The sequence below is a fragment of the Pseudomonas sp. GW460-12-10-14-TSB1 genome (assembly GCF_017349775.1).
Taxonomy (GTDB): domain Bacteria; phylum Pseudomonadota; class Gammaproteobacteria; order Pseudomonadales; family Pseudomonadaceae; genus Aquipseudomonas; species Aquipseudomonas piscium.
In genome coordinates, this window is sequence record NZ_JACNAC010000031.1 from 26,946 (window position 1) to 43,508 (window position 16,563).

Annotated in this window: 16 protein-coding genes; 12 read left to right on the forward strand and 4 right to left on the reverse strand. The window is 64.9% G+C overall.

What is annotated here, in order from left to right; genetic code table 11:
* The first annotated feature begins 141 nt into the window (after positions 1-141).
* From J4D52_RS18285 to dhaL, 7 genes are all read left to right on the forward strand, one after another.
* Positions 142-1,629 carry a sugar ABC transporter ATP-binding protein gene (locus tag J4D52_RS18285; protein WP_102676921.1) on the forward strand — a complete coding sequence of 496 codons (1,488 nt, stop codon included), beginning with the start codon at positions 142-144 and terminating at the stop codon, positions 1,627-1,629.
* A complete protein-coding gene (locus J4D52_RS18290) occupies positions 1,626-2,627 on the forward strand; it encodes an ABC transporter permease (RefSeq protein ID WP_102676920.1) in 1,002 nt (333 codons plus the stop codon). Before J4D52_RS18285 ends, J4D52_RS18290 begins: the two co-directional genes overlap by 4 nt.
* Positions 2,628-2,675: 48 nt before the next feature.
* Positions 2,676-3,698 (forward strand): substrate-binding domain-containing protein, encoded by a 1,023-nt coding sequence (locus tag J4D52_RS18295; protein ID WP_102676919.1) that lies wholly within the window; start codon positions 2,676-2,678, stop codon positions 3,696-3,698.
* A gap of 39 nt (positions 3,699-3,737) precedes the next feature.
* Complete coding sequence (locus J4D52_RS18300) at positions 3,738-4,496, forward strand: SDR family oxidoreductase (RefSeq protein WP_102676918.1); 759 nt, start codon at positions 3,738-3,740, stop codon at positions 4,494-4,496.
* Positions 4,497-4,535: 39 nt separating this feature from the next.
* Positions 4,536-5,642: an alcohol dehydrogenase catalytic domain-containing protein gene (locus J4D52_RS18305; protein ID WP_102676917.1), complete on the forward strand. Its 1,107-nt coding sequence runs from the start codon at positions 4,536-4,538 to the stop codon at positions 5,640-5,642.
* Between the two features lie 132 nt (positions 5,643-5,774).
* Positions 5,775-6,776 carry a dihydroxyacetone kinase subunit DhaK gene (locus tag J4D52_RS18310; RefSeq protein WP_102676916.1) on the forward strand — a complete coding sequence of 334 codons (1,002 nt, stop codon included), beginning with the start codon at positions 5,775-5,777 and terminating at the stop codon, positions 6,774-6,776.
* A 3-nt stretch (positions 6,777-6,779) separates the two neighbouring features.
* Positions 6,780-7,424 carry a dihydroxyacetone kinase subunit DhaL gene (dhaL, locus tag J4D52_RS18315; RefSeq protein WP_102676915.1) on the forward strand — a complete coding sequence of 215 codons (645 nt, stop codon included), beginning with the start codon at positions 6,780-6,782 and terminating at the stop codon, positions 7,422-7,424.
* A gap of 76 nt (positions 7,425-7,500) precedes the next feature.
* Here dhaL and J4D52_RS18320 read toward each other — a convergent pair whose 3' ends face one another.
* The gene (locus J4D52_RS18320) at positions 7,501-8,376 is read right to left on the reverse strand and encodes a LysR family transcriptional regulator (RefSeq protein WP_102676914.1); all 876 of its coding nucleotides are present in this window, start codon (positions 8,374-8,376) and stop codon (positions 7,501-7,503) included.
* A 103-nt stretch (positions 8,377-8,479) separates the two neighbouring features.
* Between J4D52_RS18320 and J4D52_RS18325 the strand changes: the two genes are divergently transcribed.
* The 3 genes from J4D52_RS18325 to J4D52_RS18335 all read left to right on the forward strand — a co-directional run bounded on the left by J4D52_RS18325 (position 8,480) and on the right by J4D52_RS18335 (position 12,460).
* On the forward strand, positions 8,480-8,977 hold the full coding sequence (locus tag J4D52_RS18325) for a heme-binding protein (protein WP_102676913.1): 498 nt from the start codon (positions 8,480-8,482) through the stop codon (positions 8,975-8,977).
* The gene (locus J4D52_RS18330; protein ID WP_102676912.1) at positions 8,974-10,512 is read left to right on the forward strand and encodes an MFS transporter; all 1,539 of its coding nucleotides are present in this window, start codon (positions 8,974-8,976) and stop codon (positions 10,510-10,512) included. Before J4D52_RS18325 ends, J4D52_RS18330 begins: the two co-directional genes overlap by 4 nt.
* A 616-nt stretch (positions 10,513-11,128) precedes the next feature.
* Positions 11,129-12,460, forward strand: a complete 1,332-nt coding sequence (locus J4D52_RS18335; RefSeq protein WP_230589631.1) for a Wzz/FepE/Etk N-terminal domain-containing protein — start codon at positions 11,129-11,131, stop codon at positions 12,458-12,460.
* 87 nt (positions 12,461-12,547) lie between these two features.
* Here the strand turns inward: J4D52_RS18335 and J4D52_RS18340 are convergent, their stop codons facing one another.
* Positions 12,548-12,961: a MerR family transcriptional regulator gene (locus tag J4D52_RS18340; RefSeq protein ID WP_025804469.1), complete on the reverse strand. Its 414-nt coding sequence runs from the start codon at positions 12,959-12,961 to the stop codon at positions 12,548-12,550.
* Between the two features lie 78 nt (positions 12,962-13,039).
* On the opposite strand from J4D52_RS18340, the gene J4D52_RS18345 reads away from it, so the two are divergent.
* Together J4D52_RS18345 and J4D52_RS18350 are read left to right on the forward strand one after the other, a co-directional pair.
* On the forward strand, positions 13,040-14,263 hold the full coding sequence (locus tag J4D52_RS18345; RefSeq protein ID WP_102676911.1) for an NADH:flavin oxidoreductase/NADH oxidase family protein: 1,224 nt from the start codon (positions 13,040-13,042) through the stop codon (positions 14,261-14,263).
* A 193-nt stretch (positions 14,264-14,456) separates the two neighbouring features.
* Positions 14,457-14,780 carry a hypothetical protein gene (locus J4D52_RS18350; RefSeq protein WP_009044456.1) on the forward strand — a complete coding sequence of 108 codons (324 nt, stop codon included), beginning with the start codon at positions 14,457-14,459 and terminating at the stop codon, positions 14,778-14,780.
* A gap of 59 nt (positions 14,781-14,839) precedes the next feature.
* Here J4D52_RS18350 and J4D52_RS18355 read toward each other — a convergent pair whose 3' ends face one another.
* Positions 14,840-15,439, reverse strand: a complete 600-nt coding sequence (locus J4D52_RS18355; RefSeq protein WP_173678544.1) for a VWA domain-containing protein — start codon at positions 15,437-15,439, stop codon at positions 14,840-14,842.
* Positions 15,440-15,492: 53 nt separating this feature from the next.
* Positions 15,493-16,500, reverse strand: coding sequence for an ATP-binding protein (locus J4D52_RS18360; protein WP_102676910.1), 1,008 nt, complete (start codon positions 16,498-16,500; stop codon positions 15,493-15,495).
* Between the last annotated feature and the right edge of the window lie 63 nt (positions 16,501-16,563).

Sequence of the window (16,563 nt, forward strand, 5' to 3'; positions counted from 1 at the left end):
GGTTATGAAAGCATTAGCGACCGCTGATACAGATTTACCTTGAAAGAGATTGACTGATCAGAATTTCATTTGATACACATATGATCACAGCGAAACATGACTCTGCGACCTAATAAGAATTCACAGCACGAGGACACGCCGATGGCCACGCCATTACTGCTCCAGGCTGAACATGTCGCCAAGGCCTATGCCGGGATCCCTGCCCTGCGCGATGGCCGCCTCGCCCTGCGCGCCGGCAGCGTGCACGCCCTGTGCGGCGGCAACGGCGCCGGCAAATCCACCTTCCTCAGCATCCTGATGGGCATCACCCAGCGTGACGCCGGCAGCATTGCGCTCAACGGCCGCCCGGTGCAGTTCAATCGCCCCGGCGAGGCGCTGGCCGCTGGGGTGGCGATGATCACCCAGGAACTGGAACCCATTCCCTACATGAGCGTCGCCGAGAACATCTGGCTCGGCCGCGAACCGCGCCGCGCCGGCTGCATCGTCGACCGCAAGGCTCTCAACCGGCGCACCCGCGAGCTGCTGGAAAGCCTGGAGTTCGAGGTCGACCCCGACAGCCCCATGCACCGCCTGAGCGTGGCCCAGGTGCAACTGGTGGAAATCGCCAAGGCCTTCAGCCATGACTGCCAGGTGATGATCATGGACGAACCGACCTCGGCCATCGGCGAGCGCGAAGCCGAGACCCTGTTCAAGGCCATCCGCCGCCTCACCGCCCGCGGCGCCGGGATCGTCTATGTCTCGCACCGCTTGAGCGAGCTGGCGCAGATCGCCGACGACTACAGCATCTTCCGCGACGGCGCCTTCGTCGAAAGCGGGCGCATGGCCGACATCGATCGCGCCCACCTGGTGCGCGGCATCGTCGGCCAGGAACTACAACGCATCGACCACAAGGTCGGGCGCGAATGCGCGGCGCACAATTGCCTGGATGTCCAGGGCCTGAGCCGCGACGGCGAGTTCCAGGACATCAGCCTGCAACTGCGCCAGGGCGAGATTCTCGGCATCTACGGCCTGATGGGCTCGGGCCGCAGCGAATTCCTCAACTGCCTCTATGGCCTCACCGAACCCGACGCCGGCACGGTCAGCCTGCAAGGCCGGCCGCTGCCGGTCGGCGCACCGGCGGCGACCATTCGCGCCGGCCTGTCGCTGGTCACCGAAGACCGCAAGGACAGCGGCCTGGTGCTCAGCGGCAGCATCCTGTCCAACATTGCCCTGTCGGCCTATCGGCAGCTGTCGAGCTGGTCGCTGATCAACGCCCGCAAGGAACAGGCGCTGGCCCGGGACATGGTCAAGCGCCTGCAGATCAAGGTCTCCTCCCTGGACCTGCCGGTGGCCTCCATGAGTGGCGGCAACCAGCAGAAGGTGGTGCTCGCCAAGTGCCTGTCGACCCAGCCGGTGTGCCTGCTGTGCGACGAGCCGACCCGAGGCATCGACGAAGGCGCCAAGCAGGAGATCTATCACCTGCTGGACGAGTTCGTGCGGGCTGGCGGCGCGGCCATAGTGGTCTCGTCCGAAGCCCCGGAACTGCTCCACCTGAGCGATCGCATCGCGGTGTTCAAGGGCGGCCGCCTGGTCACCATCAGCACCGATACCGCTCTTTCCCAGGAAGCCCTGCTGAGTCTCGCCTCATGAATGCCAAGACCCTTGTCACCCCTGCCGCCACACCCGCCTCCACCGCCGTCGGCCCGGCACCCCGCAGCCGCCTGCGCCTGGCCCTCGACCGCTTCGGCCTGCCGCTGGTATTCATCCTGCTGTGCGTGGTCATGGCCTTCGCCAGCGAGTACTTCATGACCTGGCGCAACTGGATGGACATCCTGCGCCAGACCTCGATCAACGGCATTCTCGCGGTGGGCATGACCTACGTGATCCTGACCAAGGGCATCGACCTCTCGGTGGGTTCGATCCTCGCCTTCGCCGGCCTGTGCAGCGCCCTGGTGGCCACCCAGGGCTACGGGCTGCTGGCCGCGGTCAGCGCCGGGATGTTCGCCGGGGCGATGCTCGGGGTGGTCAACGGTTTCATGGTCGCCAACCTGTCGATCCCGCCCTTTGTCGCCACCCTCGGCATGCTCAGCATCGCCCGCGGCATGACCTTCATTCTCAACGACGGCAGCCCGGTCACCGACCTGCCGGAAAACTACCTGGCCCTGGGTATCGGCAAGATCGGCCCGGTGGGCGTGCCGGTCGTGATCTTCGCCGTGGTCGCGCTGATCTTCTGGATGGTCCTGCGCTACACCACCTACGGCCGCTACGTGTACGCGGTGGGCGGCAACGAAAAGAGCGCCCGCACCTCAGGGATCGGCGTACGCAAGGTGATGTTCTCGGTGTACGTGGTCTCGGGCCTGCTGGCGGGCCTGGCCGGCGTGGTCCTCTCGGCCCGCACCACCTCCGCCCTGCCCCAGGCCGGCACGTCCTATGAACTGGACGCCATCGCCGCGGTGGTGATCGGCGGCACCAGCCTCTCCGGCGGCACCGGCAGCATCGTCGGCACCCTGTTCGGCGCCCTGTTGATCGGCGTGATCAACAACGGCCTGAACCTGCTCGGGGTGTCTTCCTATTACCAACAAGTCGCCAAGGGCTTGATCATCGTGTTCGCGGTGCTCATCGATGTCTGGCGCAAGAAGAAACGCTGACTCCCCCGTCCTTTCCATGGCACGACTACAACAATAACGGAGTTCCCCATGAAGCTTTCCTCCACCACCTTTGGTACCTCCCTGTTCGCCCTGGCCACGGCCTCCCTGCTCGCCAGCGGCATGGCCCTGGCCGAGGGCAAGACCTACAAGATCGGCGCGGCGGTCTACGGCCTCAAGGGCCAGTTCATGCAGAACTGGGTACGCGAGCTGAAACAGCATCCGGCGGTCAAGGACGGCAGGGTGCAGATCACCGTGTTCGACGGCAACTACGACGCCCTGACCCAGAACAACCAGATCGAAACCATGGTCACCCAGCGCTACGACGCGATCATCTTCGTGCCGATCGACACCAAGGCCGGCGTCGGCGCCGTGGCCCGCGCCCAGGAAAACGACATTCCGGTGATCGCCTCCAATACCAAGGTCGCCAGCGCCAGCGTGCCCTATGTCGGCAACGACGACGTCGAGGGCGGCCGCCTGCAGGCCCAGGCCATGGTCGACAAGCTCCAGGGCAAGGGTAACGTGGTGATCATCCAGGGCCCGATCGGCCAGTCGGCACAGATCGACCGCGAGAAAGGCGAGATGGAAGTGCTGAAGAAGAACCCCGGAATCAAGGTCATCGAAATGAAGACCGCCAACTGGTCCCGCGCCGAGGCGCTGTCGCTGACCGAGGACTGGCTCAATGCCCACCCCAACGGCGGCATCTCCGGGATCATCGCGCAGAACGACGACATGGCCCTCGGCGCCCTGCAGGCCGTGAAGTCTCGCGGCCTGTCGCCGAGCGACGTGCCGGTGACCTCCATCGACGGCATGCCGGACGCGATCCAGGCGGCGAAAAAAGGCGACATCACCACCTTCCTGCAGGACGCCCAGGCCCAGTCCCAGGGCGCCCTGGACGTGGCCCTGCGCACCCTGGCCGGCAAGGACTACAAGCCGCAGTCGGTGATCTGGGAGCGTTATGCCCAGGACGTGAAATGGGGTGACGGCACCGACAAGCTGTACATCCTGCCGTGGGTGCCGGTGACCAGCGCCAACGCCGACAGCCTGTACCAGCAGGTCGCCGGCAGTAAATAACGCCCCCTGCCATTCATTCGCCATACAGGAGTTAACATCATGTCCGGATTCTGGGATCGGGCCTTCGACCTCAGCGGTCGCTGCGCAGTGATCACCGGCGGCGCCGCCGGGATCGGCCTGGCCTGCGCCACGCTGCTGGTGGAACGCGGCGCCAAGGTAGCGCTGCTGGATCGCGACCCGGAGGTCGTCGAGATCGCCGCCCGCCTCGGCGGCGGGCACCTGGGGCTGGCCCTCGACCTGCGCCAGCTGGACCAGGTGCAGCATGCCGTGGACCGGGTCGCCGAGTACTTCGGACGCCTGGATTTCCTGGTCAACAGCGCCGGCGTCGCCCTGCTGGACAAGGCCCTGGAGGTCAGCGAAAGCGCCTGGGACACCACCCTGGACATCAACCTCAAGGCCAGCTTTTTCGTTGCCCAGGCCTGCGCCCGGCACATGCTCGAACGCGGCAGCGGACGCATCGTCAACCTCGCCTCACAGGCCGCCATCATCGGCCTGGACCGGCACGTGGCCTATTGCGCGAGCAAGGCCGCGGTGGTGGGCATGACCAAGGTCCTGGCCATGGAATGGGCCGCCCACGGCATCAACGTCAACGCCGTCTCGCCGACCATAGTCGAGACCGCCCTGGGCAAGAAGGCCTGGGCCGGAGAACTGGGCGAGCGGGCCAAATTACAGATCCCGGTCGGCCGTTTCGCCCAGCCCGAGGAAATCGCCGGGCTGGTGCTGTACCTGCTCAGCGACGCCGCACAGATGATCACCGGGGAGAACGTGGTGATCGATGGCGGCTACAGCATCCAGTAATCGAACGTTACTCCCATTCTTGCAGTGAGGCCCGCCGTCATGTCCACCTTGCCCGCCGAACACCTGTCACCCGAGATTCCCAGCACCATGCAGGCCGTGGTCTGCCACGGCCCCGAAGACTACCGCCTGGAACAGGTGCCGGTGCCGACACCCGGCCCGGACGAGATCCTGACCAAGGTCGAGCTGTGCGGCATTTGCATGGGCGACATCAAGACCTACCGTGGCGCCCCCTCCTTCTGGGGCGACGCCGAGCAGCCGCGCTACGTCAAGCCGCCGATGATTCCCGGCCATGAGTTCGTCTGCCGCGTTGTGGCCCTGGGGCCGGGCGCGGAAAAACGCGGGGTGCAAGTCGGCGACCGGGTGATCTCCGAACAGATAGTGCCGTGCTGGGGCTGCCGCTTCTGCAACCACGGCCAGTACTGGATGTGTCAGAAGCACGACCTGTACGGCTTCCAGAATAATGTCCAGGGCGCCATGGCGCAGTACATGATCTTCACCAAGGAAGGCATCGTGCACAAAGTGCCGGACGAGATTCCGCCGGACGAAGCCATCCTCATCGAACCCCTGGCCTGCTCGCTGCACGCCGCCGAGCGCGCCGATGTCGGTTTCGACGACATAGTGGTGGTGGCCGGCGCCGGCACCCTGGGGCTGGGCATCATCGGCGCGGTGCGGATGCGCAACCCCAAGCGCCTGATCGTCCTCGACATGAAGCCCGAGCGCGCCGAGCTGGCCCTGCGCCTGGGCGCCGATGAAGTCTGGAACCCCGCCCAGGAGAACGTGCTGGAAAAAATTCGCGCAATCACCGACGGCTACGGTTGCGACATCTATATCGAAGCCACCGGTCATCACAAGGCGGTCAACCAGGGCCTGGCGATGCTGCGCAAGCTCGGGCGCTTCGTCGAGTTCAGCGTGTTCAACGACGAAGCCACGGTGGACTGGTCGATCATCGGCGACCGCAAGGAGCTGGACGTGCTCGGCTCGCACCTGGGGCCCTACATGTACCCACGGGCCATCGACTTTATCGGCAAGCGCAAGATCGACATGCGCGACGTGGTCACCCACACCTTCGCCCTGGCCGACTTCAAGCAGGCCTTCGCGGTGATGGAGCGCGGCGACCGATCATTGAAGGTAGTGCTCAAGCCCTGAGGCCCCACTGCCTTCCAACCGGTTCGCCGACAAGCCCGCACCCGCGGACTCTCCCACTCCCTCCACGGGAGGCGAGCTTGCCGGCGATTCACTGCACAGCCGTGCAGCTAACAGGAACAAGGAAACCGCGTCATGAATCGAGTGATCAACGATCCGGACCAGGTGGTCGAGGACATGCTGCAAGGCATACTCCTGGCCCACCCCGAACTGGCCCAATACGAGGCCAACCCACGGGTCATCCGCAAGCGCCGCCTCTCGCAGGCCGGCCAGGTGGGCATCGTCACCGGCGGCGGCTCCGGCCATGAGCCGGCCTTTCTCGGTTATGTCGGCCCCGGCCTGGTGGACGCCGTGGCGGTCGGCGAAATCTTCTCCTCGCCCACCGCCAAGAGCTTCTTCGACGCCTTCCGCGCCGCCGACCAGGGCGCGGGCGTGGCCTGCCTGTACGGCAACTACGCCGGCGACAACATGAACGTCAAGCTGGCGATGAAGATGGCCGCCAGCAAGGACATGCGGATTCGCACCCTGGTGGCCAACGATGACGTGGCCTCCGCGCCCCGTGAAGAAATCGGCAAACGCCGCGGCGTGGCGGGCGAGATCTTCATGTGGAAAGTCGGCGGCGCGGCGGCGGCCAAAGGTTATGACCTGGATGGGGTGATCGGCGTCGCGCAAAAAGCCGTCGACCAGTGCCGCTCCATCGGTGTCGGCCTCACGCCCTGCACCATTGCTGCGGTGGGCAAGCCGAACTTCCAGATCGCCGACGGCATGATGGAGCTGGGCATCGGCCACCATGGCGAACCCGGCATCCAGGTCGTGCCGGTCGAGTCCGCCGCCGCCATGGCCGAGCGCATGCTCGCGCCGATCCTTGCCGATCGCGACTTCAGCCGTGACGACAGCGTGGTAGTGCTGGTCTCCGGCCTCGGCGCCACACCAGTGATGGAGCTGTATATCTTCTACGCCGAAGTCGAGCGCCAGCTCAGGGCCAGGGGCCTGAAGATCCATCGCTGCTATGTCGGCAACTACTTCACCTCCCTGGAAATGATGGGCGTGACCCTGACCCTGCTGGGCCTGGATGCCGAGCTGAAAACCCTGATCGACCAACCCTGCCGCTCCATCGGCATGACCCAGTCGGAGTGAACCATGAGCCAGCATTTTTCCAGCCTCGACGGCAGCGCCATCGTCAATGACCTGGTGACGGTGATAGTCGCCAACCGTGAGTACCTCAGCGAAGTCGACGGCGCCATCGGCGACGGCGATCACGGCATCAACATGGCCAAGGGGTTCGCCCACTGCGGCCGGGCCCTCGCCGGTCGTCAGCTGGACCTGGCCGGGGCCCTCGACGAATTGACCCTGAGCCTGATGGAGGGCATCGGCGGCTCCATGGGCCCGCTCTACGGCAGCCTGTTTATCGGCATGGCCGACGAAGTTCGCGGCTGCCAGCAGATCGATGCCGCCCGCTTCGCCCGGCTATTGCGCGGCGGGCTGGGCTCATTGCAGGACATCACCGACGCCGGGGTGGGCGACAAGTGCCTGATGGATACACTGATTCCCGCGGTGCAGGCGTTCGAACAGGCCGAGGCCGGCGGCGCCTCGTTCAAGGAGAGCCTGCAGCGGATGAAAAGCGCGGCCTCCCAGGGCCGGGACTCGACCCGTGACCTGGTGGCGAAGATCGGCCGCGCCAGCCGCCTGGGCGAGCGCTCGCTGGGGGCACTGGATGCCGGCGCAGTGTCCTGCTGCCTGATCCTCACGCAGTTGGCGGACTCGGTGGAGCCGCGCCTGGCCTGAAGTACCGCGCGAGCAGGCTCGCTCCTGCAAAAGCGAGCCTGCCCGGGCTGACTCAATAGCGCCCGGGCAAAAGCCCCTACCCCCGAAATTGGCCTCTGACCTGCTCGATATACCGCGCCACCGCCGGCGCCTTCTCGAAACGGCGGTGGATCAGCGACAGCCAGGACGACGCCGTGCTGCCCTGGATCGGCCGGTACAACACATTGGGCAGCCCCACGTGCCCGACCACCGACTCCGGCACCACGGCCACGCCTTGCCCCAGGGAGACCAGGGCCAGCACCGCCACCAGGCCACCGGGCTGCGGCCCCAGTTTCGGCGCATAGCCACCCTCGGCGGCGACCTGCAGGGTGCCGCTGATCTGCTCGGGAAGGACGAAGGTTTCGTTGTGCAGATGGGCCGGGGCTATCTCCGGCAAGCGTCCCAGCCAGGACTCGGCCGGCAGCGCCAGGACAAAACCTTCGGCATCCAGGCGGACCGCCTCCACCCCTTCGGGCAGGGTCATGGGCGAGCGGATGTAGCCGATGTCGAACCGTCCCTCGGACACCAGCCCCGGCAACGCCGCCATCGGGCTTTCGCGCACGCTCAGGCTGACGTCCGGGCAGTCCTGGCTGAAGCGCTGCACCTGTTTTTGCAACAGCCCCGAATACACCGCCGAAGCCACGTAGCCCAACTCGATATGGCCGATCTCGCCGCGCCCGGCGCGCTGGGCGTTACGTTGCGCGAACTCGAACTGGCGCACCGTGGCCTCGGCCTCGCGCACCAGGGCGGCACCGGCCTCGGTCAGACTGACCTCGCGCTGCTGGCGCACGAACAGGCGGGTACCCAGGGCCTGCTCCATGTCCTGGATCTGCCGGCTCAGGGTCGGCGGCGCGATGCCTAGCTGTTCGGCGGCGCGGGTGAAATTGCGTTGCCGAGCCACCGCCAGGAAATAGCGGAAATGACGGATTTCCATAAGCGTATTAGCTCAAAGGTAATGAAGTGCTCCAGCTCGCCTAACAGAGTGGGCGAAAGCCCGGGATAAGCTGGCCAGACCTTCACAGTAGAGAGCCCAAGCCATGCACGTCAAACCTCTGTTTCTGGCCCTGATCACTTGCTGCAGCGTGCCCGCGACTTTCGCCGCCGAGAAAAACGCCGACGTTGCCCAGAAGGCAATCCTGAATTTCGCCACCGCCCAGCAACTGCTCAAGGCCGCCCAGGAAACCGCCTCGGCCAAGGGCTGGCCCTGCGCCGTGGCAATCGTCGACGATGGCGGCTGGCCGATCCTCAGCGCGCGCATGGACGGGGCGCCGGTGGTGGCCGGCATTGAACTGGCCCAGGGCAAGGCGCGGACCTCGGCACTGTTCAAGCGCCCTTCCGGCGACCTGGAAAACGCCATCAACGGCGGGCGCCAGGCGGCCATCACTTCGGGCCTGCTGATGATGAAAGGCGCGCAGCCGATCCGGGTCGACGGCCAGGTGATCGGCGCCATCGGCATCAGTGCCGACACCCCGGCCCACGACGATGAAATCGCCCAGGCCGCCCTCGCCACGCTGGGTCAACGGGTGCAGCCATGAGGCCAGCCAGCCCACGCCTGACCCTGCTCACCGCCTCCGGGGTGTGTTCGCTGATCGTGCTCGACACCAACATAGTCGCGGTGACCCTGCCGAGCATCGCCCGCGACCTGGGGGCCAACTTCGCCGATATCGAATGGGTGGTCAGCGCCTACATGCTGGCCTTCGCCGCCCTGCTGCTACCGGCCGGCAGCCTGGCCGACCGCTTCGGGCGCAAGCGCACCCTGCTCTGCGGCCTCGGGCTGTTCATCCTCGCCTCCCTCGGCTGTGGCGCCGCGCCCAACGTACTGTTTCTCGATATCGCCCGGGCGATCAAGGGCGTCGGTGCGGCGTTGCTGCTGACCTCGGCCCTGGCCACCATCGGCCACACCTTCCATGACGAGGTCGAACGGGCCAAGGCCTGGGCGTTCTGGGGAGCCTGCATGGGCGTGGCGATGACCGCCGCGCCGACCATTGGCGGCCTGATCACCGAGTTCATCGGCTGGCGCTGGATCTTCTACCTCAACCTGCCGGTGGGCGGGCTGCTGGTGCTGATGGTGTTGCGCGCGATACCGGAATCCCGCGACACCCAGGCCGCGCGCCTCGATCCCTGGGGCAGCCTGGCCTTCAGCGCCAGCCTGCTGTGCCTGATCTGGGGCCTGATCGAAGCCAATCGCATCGGCTGGAGCCACCTCCTGACCTACACCCGACTGTTGGCCGGCGTGGCCTTGCTCGGGTTGTTCGTGCTGATCGAGCGGATGCAGCACCGGCCCATGGTCGACCTGCAGCTGTTCCGTCATCCGCGTTTTATCGGTGCCCTGCTGGGGATGTTCGCCTACGCCGGTTGCGCCCAGGTGATGATGACCCTGCTGCCCTTCTACCTGCAGAACGGCCTGGGTTTCTCGGCCATCGCCTCGGGGCTGGGCATGCTGCCGTTTGCCCTGACCATGCTGATCTGCCCGCGCATCGGCGTGCGCCTGGCGACGCGTTATGCCCCGGCGACCCTGATGGCCGCCGGCCTGACCCTGGTCGGGTGCGGCAACCTGCTCGCGGCCTGGGCCGTGCAGGCTGGCGGCTACCTGAACTTCGCCCTGGCCATCGCGGTGACCGGCGCCGGCGCCGGCCTGCTCAACGGCGACACGCAGAAGAACATCATGGCCTGCGTGCCCCGCGACCGCGCCGGCATGGCCTCGGGCCTGAGCACCACCATGCGCTTCAGCGCCATCATGCTGGCCATCGGTGTGTTCGGCGCCCTGCTTGGCAGCCATACCCAGCAAAGCCTGCACGCCAGCCTGAGCGAGAGCGCCACGCCATGGCTCGACCAGGCCCAGGCCATCGCCTCACGGGTGGTGGCCGGTGACATGCCCGCGGCCCTGGCGCTGCTGCCCGACTCCGCGAAAGGACTGGTCGAACCGCTGGCCCGCCAGGCCTTCGTCGACGGCTTCGGCGTGGTGCTCTGGGTGGCCGGCCTCCTGGCGCTGCTGGCGGCTGTGACGGTGGGTACGCTGATGCGTAATCCCATCCCGCAGCCGCGGCCGTTAACGCTGAGCGTGGAGTAAAAACTCATGGGGTTCGCCGCACCTTCTAAGGTCCAAGGTGCGGCAACTCTGTATCAGGCCGATCATGATCCGCCCAGCACCAATAAACCCTCAGGATGTTCTATAACCCCATTCTTTTGAGGGCAACTGCCTGGCTATTAGATAAATACTCACAACTTGTGAGCCTACCCGCCCTCTTATGGGGCACCGATAAACTTTCATATGGAAAACAGGCCGCTTTGCTCTCCGAACAGCAATAGATGAAGGCGAATTATGAAGGTACGGTTAAATTCATATATTTATCCTCCCGAGCATTGCTGTAATATTCGCCCACTTAACGTCTTCACCATCGTCAATGGCAAAGTGCCTTCAGGATTCAAGAGTTACGTTAATTCGGCGCTAGGCATCAAAACAGCCATTTCCAAGCACCACCTCGGAAAGTGGCCTGCCAACTATCTCCCGCAAGAAAACAGCCTCCTGTTTCATGGTTTTTTCTGGCAACGAGTGGCGCCCATCGGCAAGGAGCCTCATCACGGGGGCAGCCCTGCATGCATACACCGGCAGGGTACGGCATGACAGGGTTAGGATTCACATAATTAGAGGGTGTGCTGATTTGAACATTATTCCCCGGCCTCAGATGAATACTGAAGCGGATGAAATTGACCTGTTTGCGTTGTTCCAATCCGTCTGGCAGCAAAAGAAGCTGGTAATTGGCTGTACTCTGGCCGTGACACTGGCAGGCCTGGCTTATGTGCTGTTGGCTCCCCGCGTATATGAGGTCAGTAGCGTATTACGCCCAGCCGCACTGAATGAACTCGATGCCCTCAATCGCTCGGAAGTCTACAAACTGCCACCTGCAGATGCCTTGTCCAAGGTCGGCGCAGCGCTTGAGTCCTATGAAACACGACTGGAGTTCTTCCGTTCTCATCAGGATCTGTTCCAGGCCTTCAAACGCCCAGGACAAACACTCGAACAAAGCTTCGAGGACTTTAACCGCGATTCGATCAAGCTGGTTCAGCCAGATCCGAAAAAAGACAACGCCCTGAGCAGTTACATCAGGCTGGAAATGCAATACCCCAAGGATATCGACGGGGTGGCGATCCTCAACGGTTTTGTCGAATACGCCATCGATGCTGAGCGTGAGCGCATCGGCGCCGACCTCAAGGTTATCGTCAATAACCGGCTCAATGAACTCAAAGGCAAGATTGCCGCGGCGCGCTCCAATTACGAAACCGATAAAGAATCGAAAATTGCGACCTTGCTCGAAAGCGACAACATCCGCCGTGCGCAACTCGAGGACGAACTCAAGGCCTTGCGCGGACAGTTGAAAGAACAGCGCAAGGACCGTCTGGCCGAACTGGCCGAAGCGATCGCCATCGCCAAATCGATGGGCATCCGCACCCCGACCACACCATCCTCGATGTCTGACGCCGCCCACGCCGGCTCGGCCCAAGTGATGCGCACCGAGGTCAATACCCAGAACATCCCGCTGTACTTCATGGGTTACGAAACCCTCGAGGCGGAACGCGCGGCCTTACAGAAACGCACCACTGACGATTTCACTGAGAAACGTATCGCCGAAATCGGTAAGGAGCTGCAGATGCTGCAGGTCAACCGCCAGGTGCAGGAACTGAACAAGCGCTCCAACGAAGATATTTTCCTGAAGGACGTCTTTCCACTCAGGGCTGAAGTCACCCGCCTGCGCAACCTGAACATCGATATGGACCGGCTGAAACTGGTCACCATCGATCGCAAGGCCCTGCAACCGGTGAGCCCGATCAAGCCGAAGCCCGTCTTGGTCATCATCCTATCGCTGGTACTGGGCCTGATGCTCGGTGTGGCCATCGCCTTGATTCGTCACTTCGTCCACTCGTACCGCGCCTCGCACCACGACGACCTGCTAACAACCCCAGTACTGCTGGACCAGTCCGGCAAGGCTCGAGGCAAAGGCGACGACACGCCGCAGTAAGCCGTTCGACCTGCCAATCTGAACCACCCTTTGGGCGACCGCAACGGTCGCCCAAATTGTTTTCGGCGCCCGCAAAGGCAGACCGGCTCAGGGCCTCCCGCCCTTGATCGACGCCATGACCCGCTCGGCGTTCTCGGAACAGTCCATGCCTTCCGGGCGGTCGCGGATGCTGTCGATGATCTCCAGCAGTTGCGCCTTGCTCTGGGCCAGGTGCTGCTGCATTTCTTCGATCTGCCCGACCTTGCGCTCGAGGCTTTGCAGCAGGGCCTCGTGGTCTACGTCACTCGACTCGCAGCCCGGCAGCAGTTGCTTGAGCTCGTCCAGGCTGAAGCCGGCCTGCTGGGCACACTGGATGATCTTCAGGGTCTGCAGGATCTGTGGTGGGTAACGGCGGTAGCCGTTGGCCTGGCGCTGAACCTGGGGCAGCAGGCCCTGGGCTTCGTAAAAACGGATGCGCGATGCCGCCAGCCCGCTGAGTTGTGCCAATTCGCCAATGTTCATTTTCAGCCTCGATAACCTGCTTGACATTAAAGTTAACTTTAAGCTTAGCCTCAGGCCTCCACTGATGAGGAGTCAAGCATGTCACCCTTTCAAGCCTTGAATTTGCCCAACGGCCAGACGATCGGCAATCGCATTGCCAAGGCGGCGATGGAGGAGAACCTCGCCGACCGCCAGCAGGCGCCCTCCGCGGCGTTGATCCGGCTCTACCAGACCTGGGCCGAGGGTGAAGCTGGGCTGATCCTCACCGGCAACGTGATGATCGACCGTCGCGCGATGACCGGCCCCGGCGGCGTGGCCCTGGAGGACCAGCAGCACCTGGAGCAGTTCCGCCAGTGGGCCCGCGCCGGCCGCGCCAAGGGCGCGCAGTTCTGGATGCAACTCAATCACCCCGGGCGCCAGACCATGGCCAATCTCGGCCAGCAGGCCCTGGCGCCATCGGCAGTGGCCCTGGACATGGGGCAGTTCTCGAAAATGTTCGCTGAACCCAAGCCCATGAGCGAAGAGGACATCGCCGAGATCATCCGGCGCTTCGCCAACAGCGCCTGGTTGGCCGAACAGGCCGGCTTTACCGGGGTGCAGATCCATGCCGCCCACGGCTATCTGATCAGCCAGTTCCTCTCGCCCTTGACCAACCGCCGCACCGACCAATGGGGCGGCTCGCTGGAGAACCGCGCGCGCCTGCTGGTGGAGGTGATCAAGGCGGTACGGGAACGGGTTTCCGCGACCTTCTGCGTCTCGGTCAAGCTCAACTCCGCCGACTTCCAGCGCGGCGGCTTCGATGCCGGCGACGCGCGCCAGGTCATCGAGATGCTCAACAGCCTGCCGGTGGACCTGCTGGAGCTGTCCGGCGGTAGCTACGAGTCCCCGGCCATGCAAGGCGAGGTGCGCGACGGCCGGACCCTGGCGCGCGAAGCCTACTTCATCGAAATGGCCAGCGAACTGGCGCCCGCGGCGCAGATGCCGGTAATGGTCACCGGCGGCATCCGCCGCCTGCCAGTGGTGCAGCAGGTGCTGGACAGCGGCATCGCGATGGCCGGCATCGCCACCGCCCTGACCCTCGAACCGGCCTTGCCCAGGCTCTGGCGCAGCGGCCAGCAGAGCCACCCGCAACTGCCGCCATTACGCTGGAAACGCAAGACCTTGGCCTCCCTGGCGACCATGGCCATCGTCCGCCTGCAGATGCATCGCCTGAGCCGCGGGTGCGCGCCCAAACCTCAAGTACGCCCCTGGCTGGCGCTGCTGCTCGACCAGTTGTACAGCGCCAGGCGCACGCGCCAGTACCGACAGGAAATGGCCAGGTAATAGCCGATGCAAGAGTGCAAGCGAGGGGACGCTCTCAAGGGAAGGACGGAGCATCCGACCAAACTCATCCGTTCGTCGGCTGGCGATGCCCAATTCGCGCAGCGGATCGCAAAAAACAACCAGGGCATGCAGCAAAAAAATACGCCGCTGCTAGGATTTTTGGCGGACCTCACCCTAATAAAAGGAACAACACATGAGAGTCGTCCCCCTTGCCCTGGCTTGCGCCCTCACCCTCGGACTCGCCGGTTGCAACTCGATCGCCGGCAAGACCAATACCCTGAGCGATGAACAGATCAAATCCCAGACCAGCGGCGCCCTGGGTTACGCGCCCTCGGACGTTAGCATCGTCAGCCGTCGCACCGAAGGCACCAACACCTACGTGGCCTTGAAAACCAACGACAACAAGGAGTTCAACTGCATCATCAACGGCGGCAACCTGCTCACACTGGGCATGACCAACCCGCCTTCCTGCGCCAGGAAAGGCGAAGCCATCCGTTCCGCGCCTTTCGGCGGCTGAAACGCTGATCCGGGGGCAGTCGTCGACCGGCTCACGGCCGGGCTGCCCTCACCCCATCACTACCCATCGATATGCCGGTACTGCGCATCCAGCTGCTGCGCCAATTCGCGGGCGCGGCCGAGGCGGATTGGCCCACGTTCGATATCGATCAACAGGGTCGGGCACCCCAGGCGTGCCAGAGGCGGCAGGTTTTTCAGCCGGCCGTCGGTGAGCAGCAGCACCCGCTGATGCTCGGCCGGATAACGCTTCTGTCGGGACACCAGCCACTGTCCCGCTTCGGCCAAGGCCGCCAGCAACGGCGTGCCGCCGCCCGCTCCCAGCCCATCGAGCCAGCCACGCAGATCCTTCGAGGCCTTGAGCCCCTGCACCTGCCAGTTCGGCGCGCGGCCGCTGGCGGTCAGCAGGGCCAGGCGCGCACGCTGTCGGTAGGCATCGTCGAACAGCTGGGCCAACAGGCCCTTGGCATCGCTCAGCGCCTGATGGCGGCGAGTAGAGGCCGACGCATCGACTATCACCAGCCACAGCTCATGGGGCGAACGGCTGCGCAGGTGCCACAACAAATCGTCGCGCTGGCGAGGCCGACCGTTGAGCAAGGTGCCCGGCCAGTTGATCGAGCCCTGGACGGCGGCGCGCGCCCGGCCTTGCCTGCCCTGGTCCAACCGCCCGGCGCGGGGCTTGGCATTCGCCCCCGCGTCGGACCGGGGGCGAATGCCTAGGGCTTTTTTGGCCAGCTCGGCACTTCACGTCGGGCGCCGGTGGCCAGCGCCTGGGCCGGCAGCTCGCCCCATTGGCCCTGGCCTTCGGCGGGGCTGGATTGGGCCGGGGCTGGCGCGTGAGAGGGCTGCGGCTGATGGGTCGCGCTCGGCGGGTTGTCGCGACGACGATGGCGCAAGGCGAATTCGGCCACCGCATCGATATCCTGCTCGTCGATGGCCCGGGCACCGCGCCAGGCCGCATGAGCACAGGCGGCACGCAGCCAGACCAGGTCCGCGCGCAGGCCGTCGACGCCGGCGGCGAAACAGCGTTCGGTGATCCGCTCCAGAGCTCGATCGTCCAGGGCAATCTCCGCCAGCACCCCCCGCGCCTGCTGGCAGCGTTGGCGCAGCGCCTCCTGCTCGGCGGCCCACTGCTGGCAGAAGCCCTGGGGATCGCTGTCGAAATCCAGGCGCCGGCGAATGATCTGGCCCCGTTCAGTGGGCAGCGTCTGGCCGCTCAGGGCGACATTCAGGCCAAAGCGGTCCAGCAGTTGCGGACGCAGCTCGCCCTCTTCCGGGTTCATGGTGCCGATCAGCACGAACCGGGCCGAATGCCGGTGGGAAATACCGTCGCGCTCGATCAGGTTGGTGCCGCTGGCGGCCACGTCCAGCAGCAGGTCCACCAGATGGTCCGGCAGCAGGTTCACCTCATCGACATAGAGCACCCCGCCATCGGCCTTGGCCAGCACCCCCGGGGAAAACTGTGCCCGGCCTTCGCCCAGGGCCGCGTCCAGGTCCAGGGTGCCGACCAGGCGTTCCTCGGTCGCGCCCAGGGGCAAGGTGACGAACTGCCCGCTCGCCAGCAGGTCCGCCAGGCCGCGGGCCAGGGTCGACTTGGCCATGCCCCGCGGCCCTTCGATCAACACCCCGCCGATTTTCGGGTCGATGGCCGTCAGGCACAGCGCCAGTTTCAGGTCATCGGCGCCGACCACGGCGGACAGCGGGAAATGTGGGGTATCGCTCATGTCGGTTCTCGGTTGGGTCGAGTCGGGTATTGGCTGGCAGGCCCTCATCGCGGGCAAGCCTCG

Bases quoted from the DNA above. Each gene is read 5' to 3' on its own strand.
- J4D52_RS18285 (WP_102676921.1), top strand. From the start codon at position 142: ATGGCCACGCCATTACTGCTCCAGGCTGAACATGTCGCCAAGGCCTAT.
- J4D52_RS18290 (WP_102676920.1), top strand. From the start codon at position 1,626: ATGAATGCCAAGACCCTTGTCACCCCTGCCGCCACACCCGCCTCCACC.
- J4D52_RS18295 (WP_102676919.1), top strand. From the start codon at position 2,676: ATGAAGCTTTCCTCCACCACCTTTGGTACCTCCCTGTTCGCCCTGGCC.
- J4D52_RS18300 (WP_102676918.1), top strand. From the start codon at position 3,738: ATGTCCGGATTCTGGGATCGGGCCTTCGACCTCAGCGGTCGCTGCGCA.
- J4D52_RS18305 (WP_102676917.1), top strand. From the start codon at position 4,536: ATGTCCACCTTGCCCGCCGAACACCTGTCACCCGAGATTCCCAGCACC.
- J4D52_RS18310 (WP_102676916.1), top strand. From the start codon at position 5,775: ATGAATCGAGTGATCAACGATCCGGACCAGGTGGTCGAGGACATGCTG.
- dhaL (WP_102676915.1), top strand. From the start codon at position 6,780: ATGAGCCAGCATTTTTCCAGCCTCGACGGCAGCGCCATCGTCAATGAC.
- J4D52_RS18320 (WP_102676914.1), bottom strand. From the start codon at position 8,376: ATGGAAATCCGTCATTTCCGCTATTTCCTGGCGGTGGCTCGGCAACGC.
- J4D52_RS18325 (WP_102676913.1), top strand. From the start codon at position 8,480: ATGCACGTCAAACCTCTGTTTCTGGCCCTGATCACTTGCTGCAGCGTG.
- J4D52_RS18330 (WP_102676912.1), top strand. From the start codon at position 8,974: ATGAGGCCAGCCAGCCCACGCCTGACCCTGCTCACCGCCTCCGGGGTG.
- J4D52_RS18335 (WP_230589631.1), top strand. From the start codon at position 11,129: ATGAATACTGAAGCGGATGAAATTGACCTGTTTGCGTTGTTCCAATCC.
- J4D52_RS18340 (WP_025804469.1), bottom strand. From the start codon at position 12,961: ATGAACATTGGCGAATTGGCACAACTCAGCGGGCTGGCGGCATCGCGC.
- J4D52_RS18345 (WP_102676911.1), top strand. From the start codon at position 13,040: ATGTCACCCTTTCAAGCCTTGAATTTGCCCAACGGCCAGACGATCGGC.
- J4D52_RS18350 (WP_009044456.1), top strand. From the start codon at position 14,457: ATGAGAGTCGTCCCCCTTGCCCTGGCTTGCGCCCTCACCCTCGGACTC.
- J4D52_RS18360 (WP_102676910.1), bottom strand. From the start codon at position 16,500: ATGAGCGATACCCCACATTTCCCGCTGTCCGCCGTGGTCGGCGCCGAT.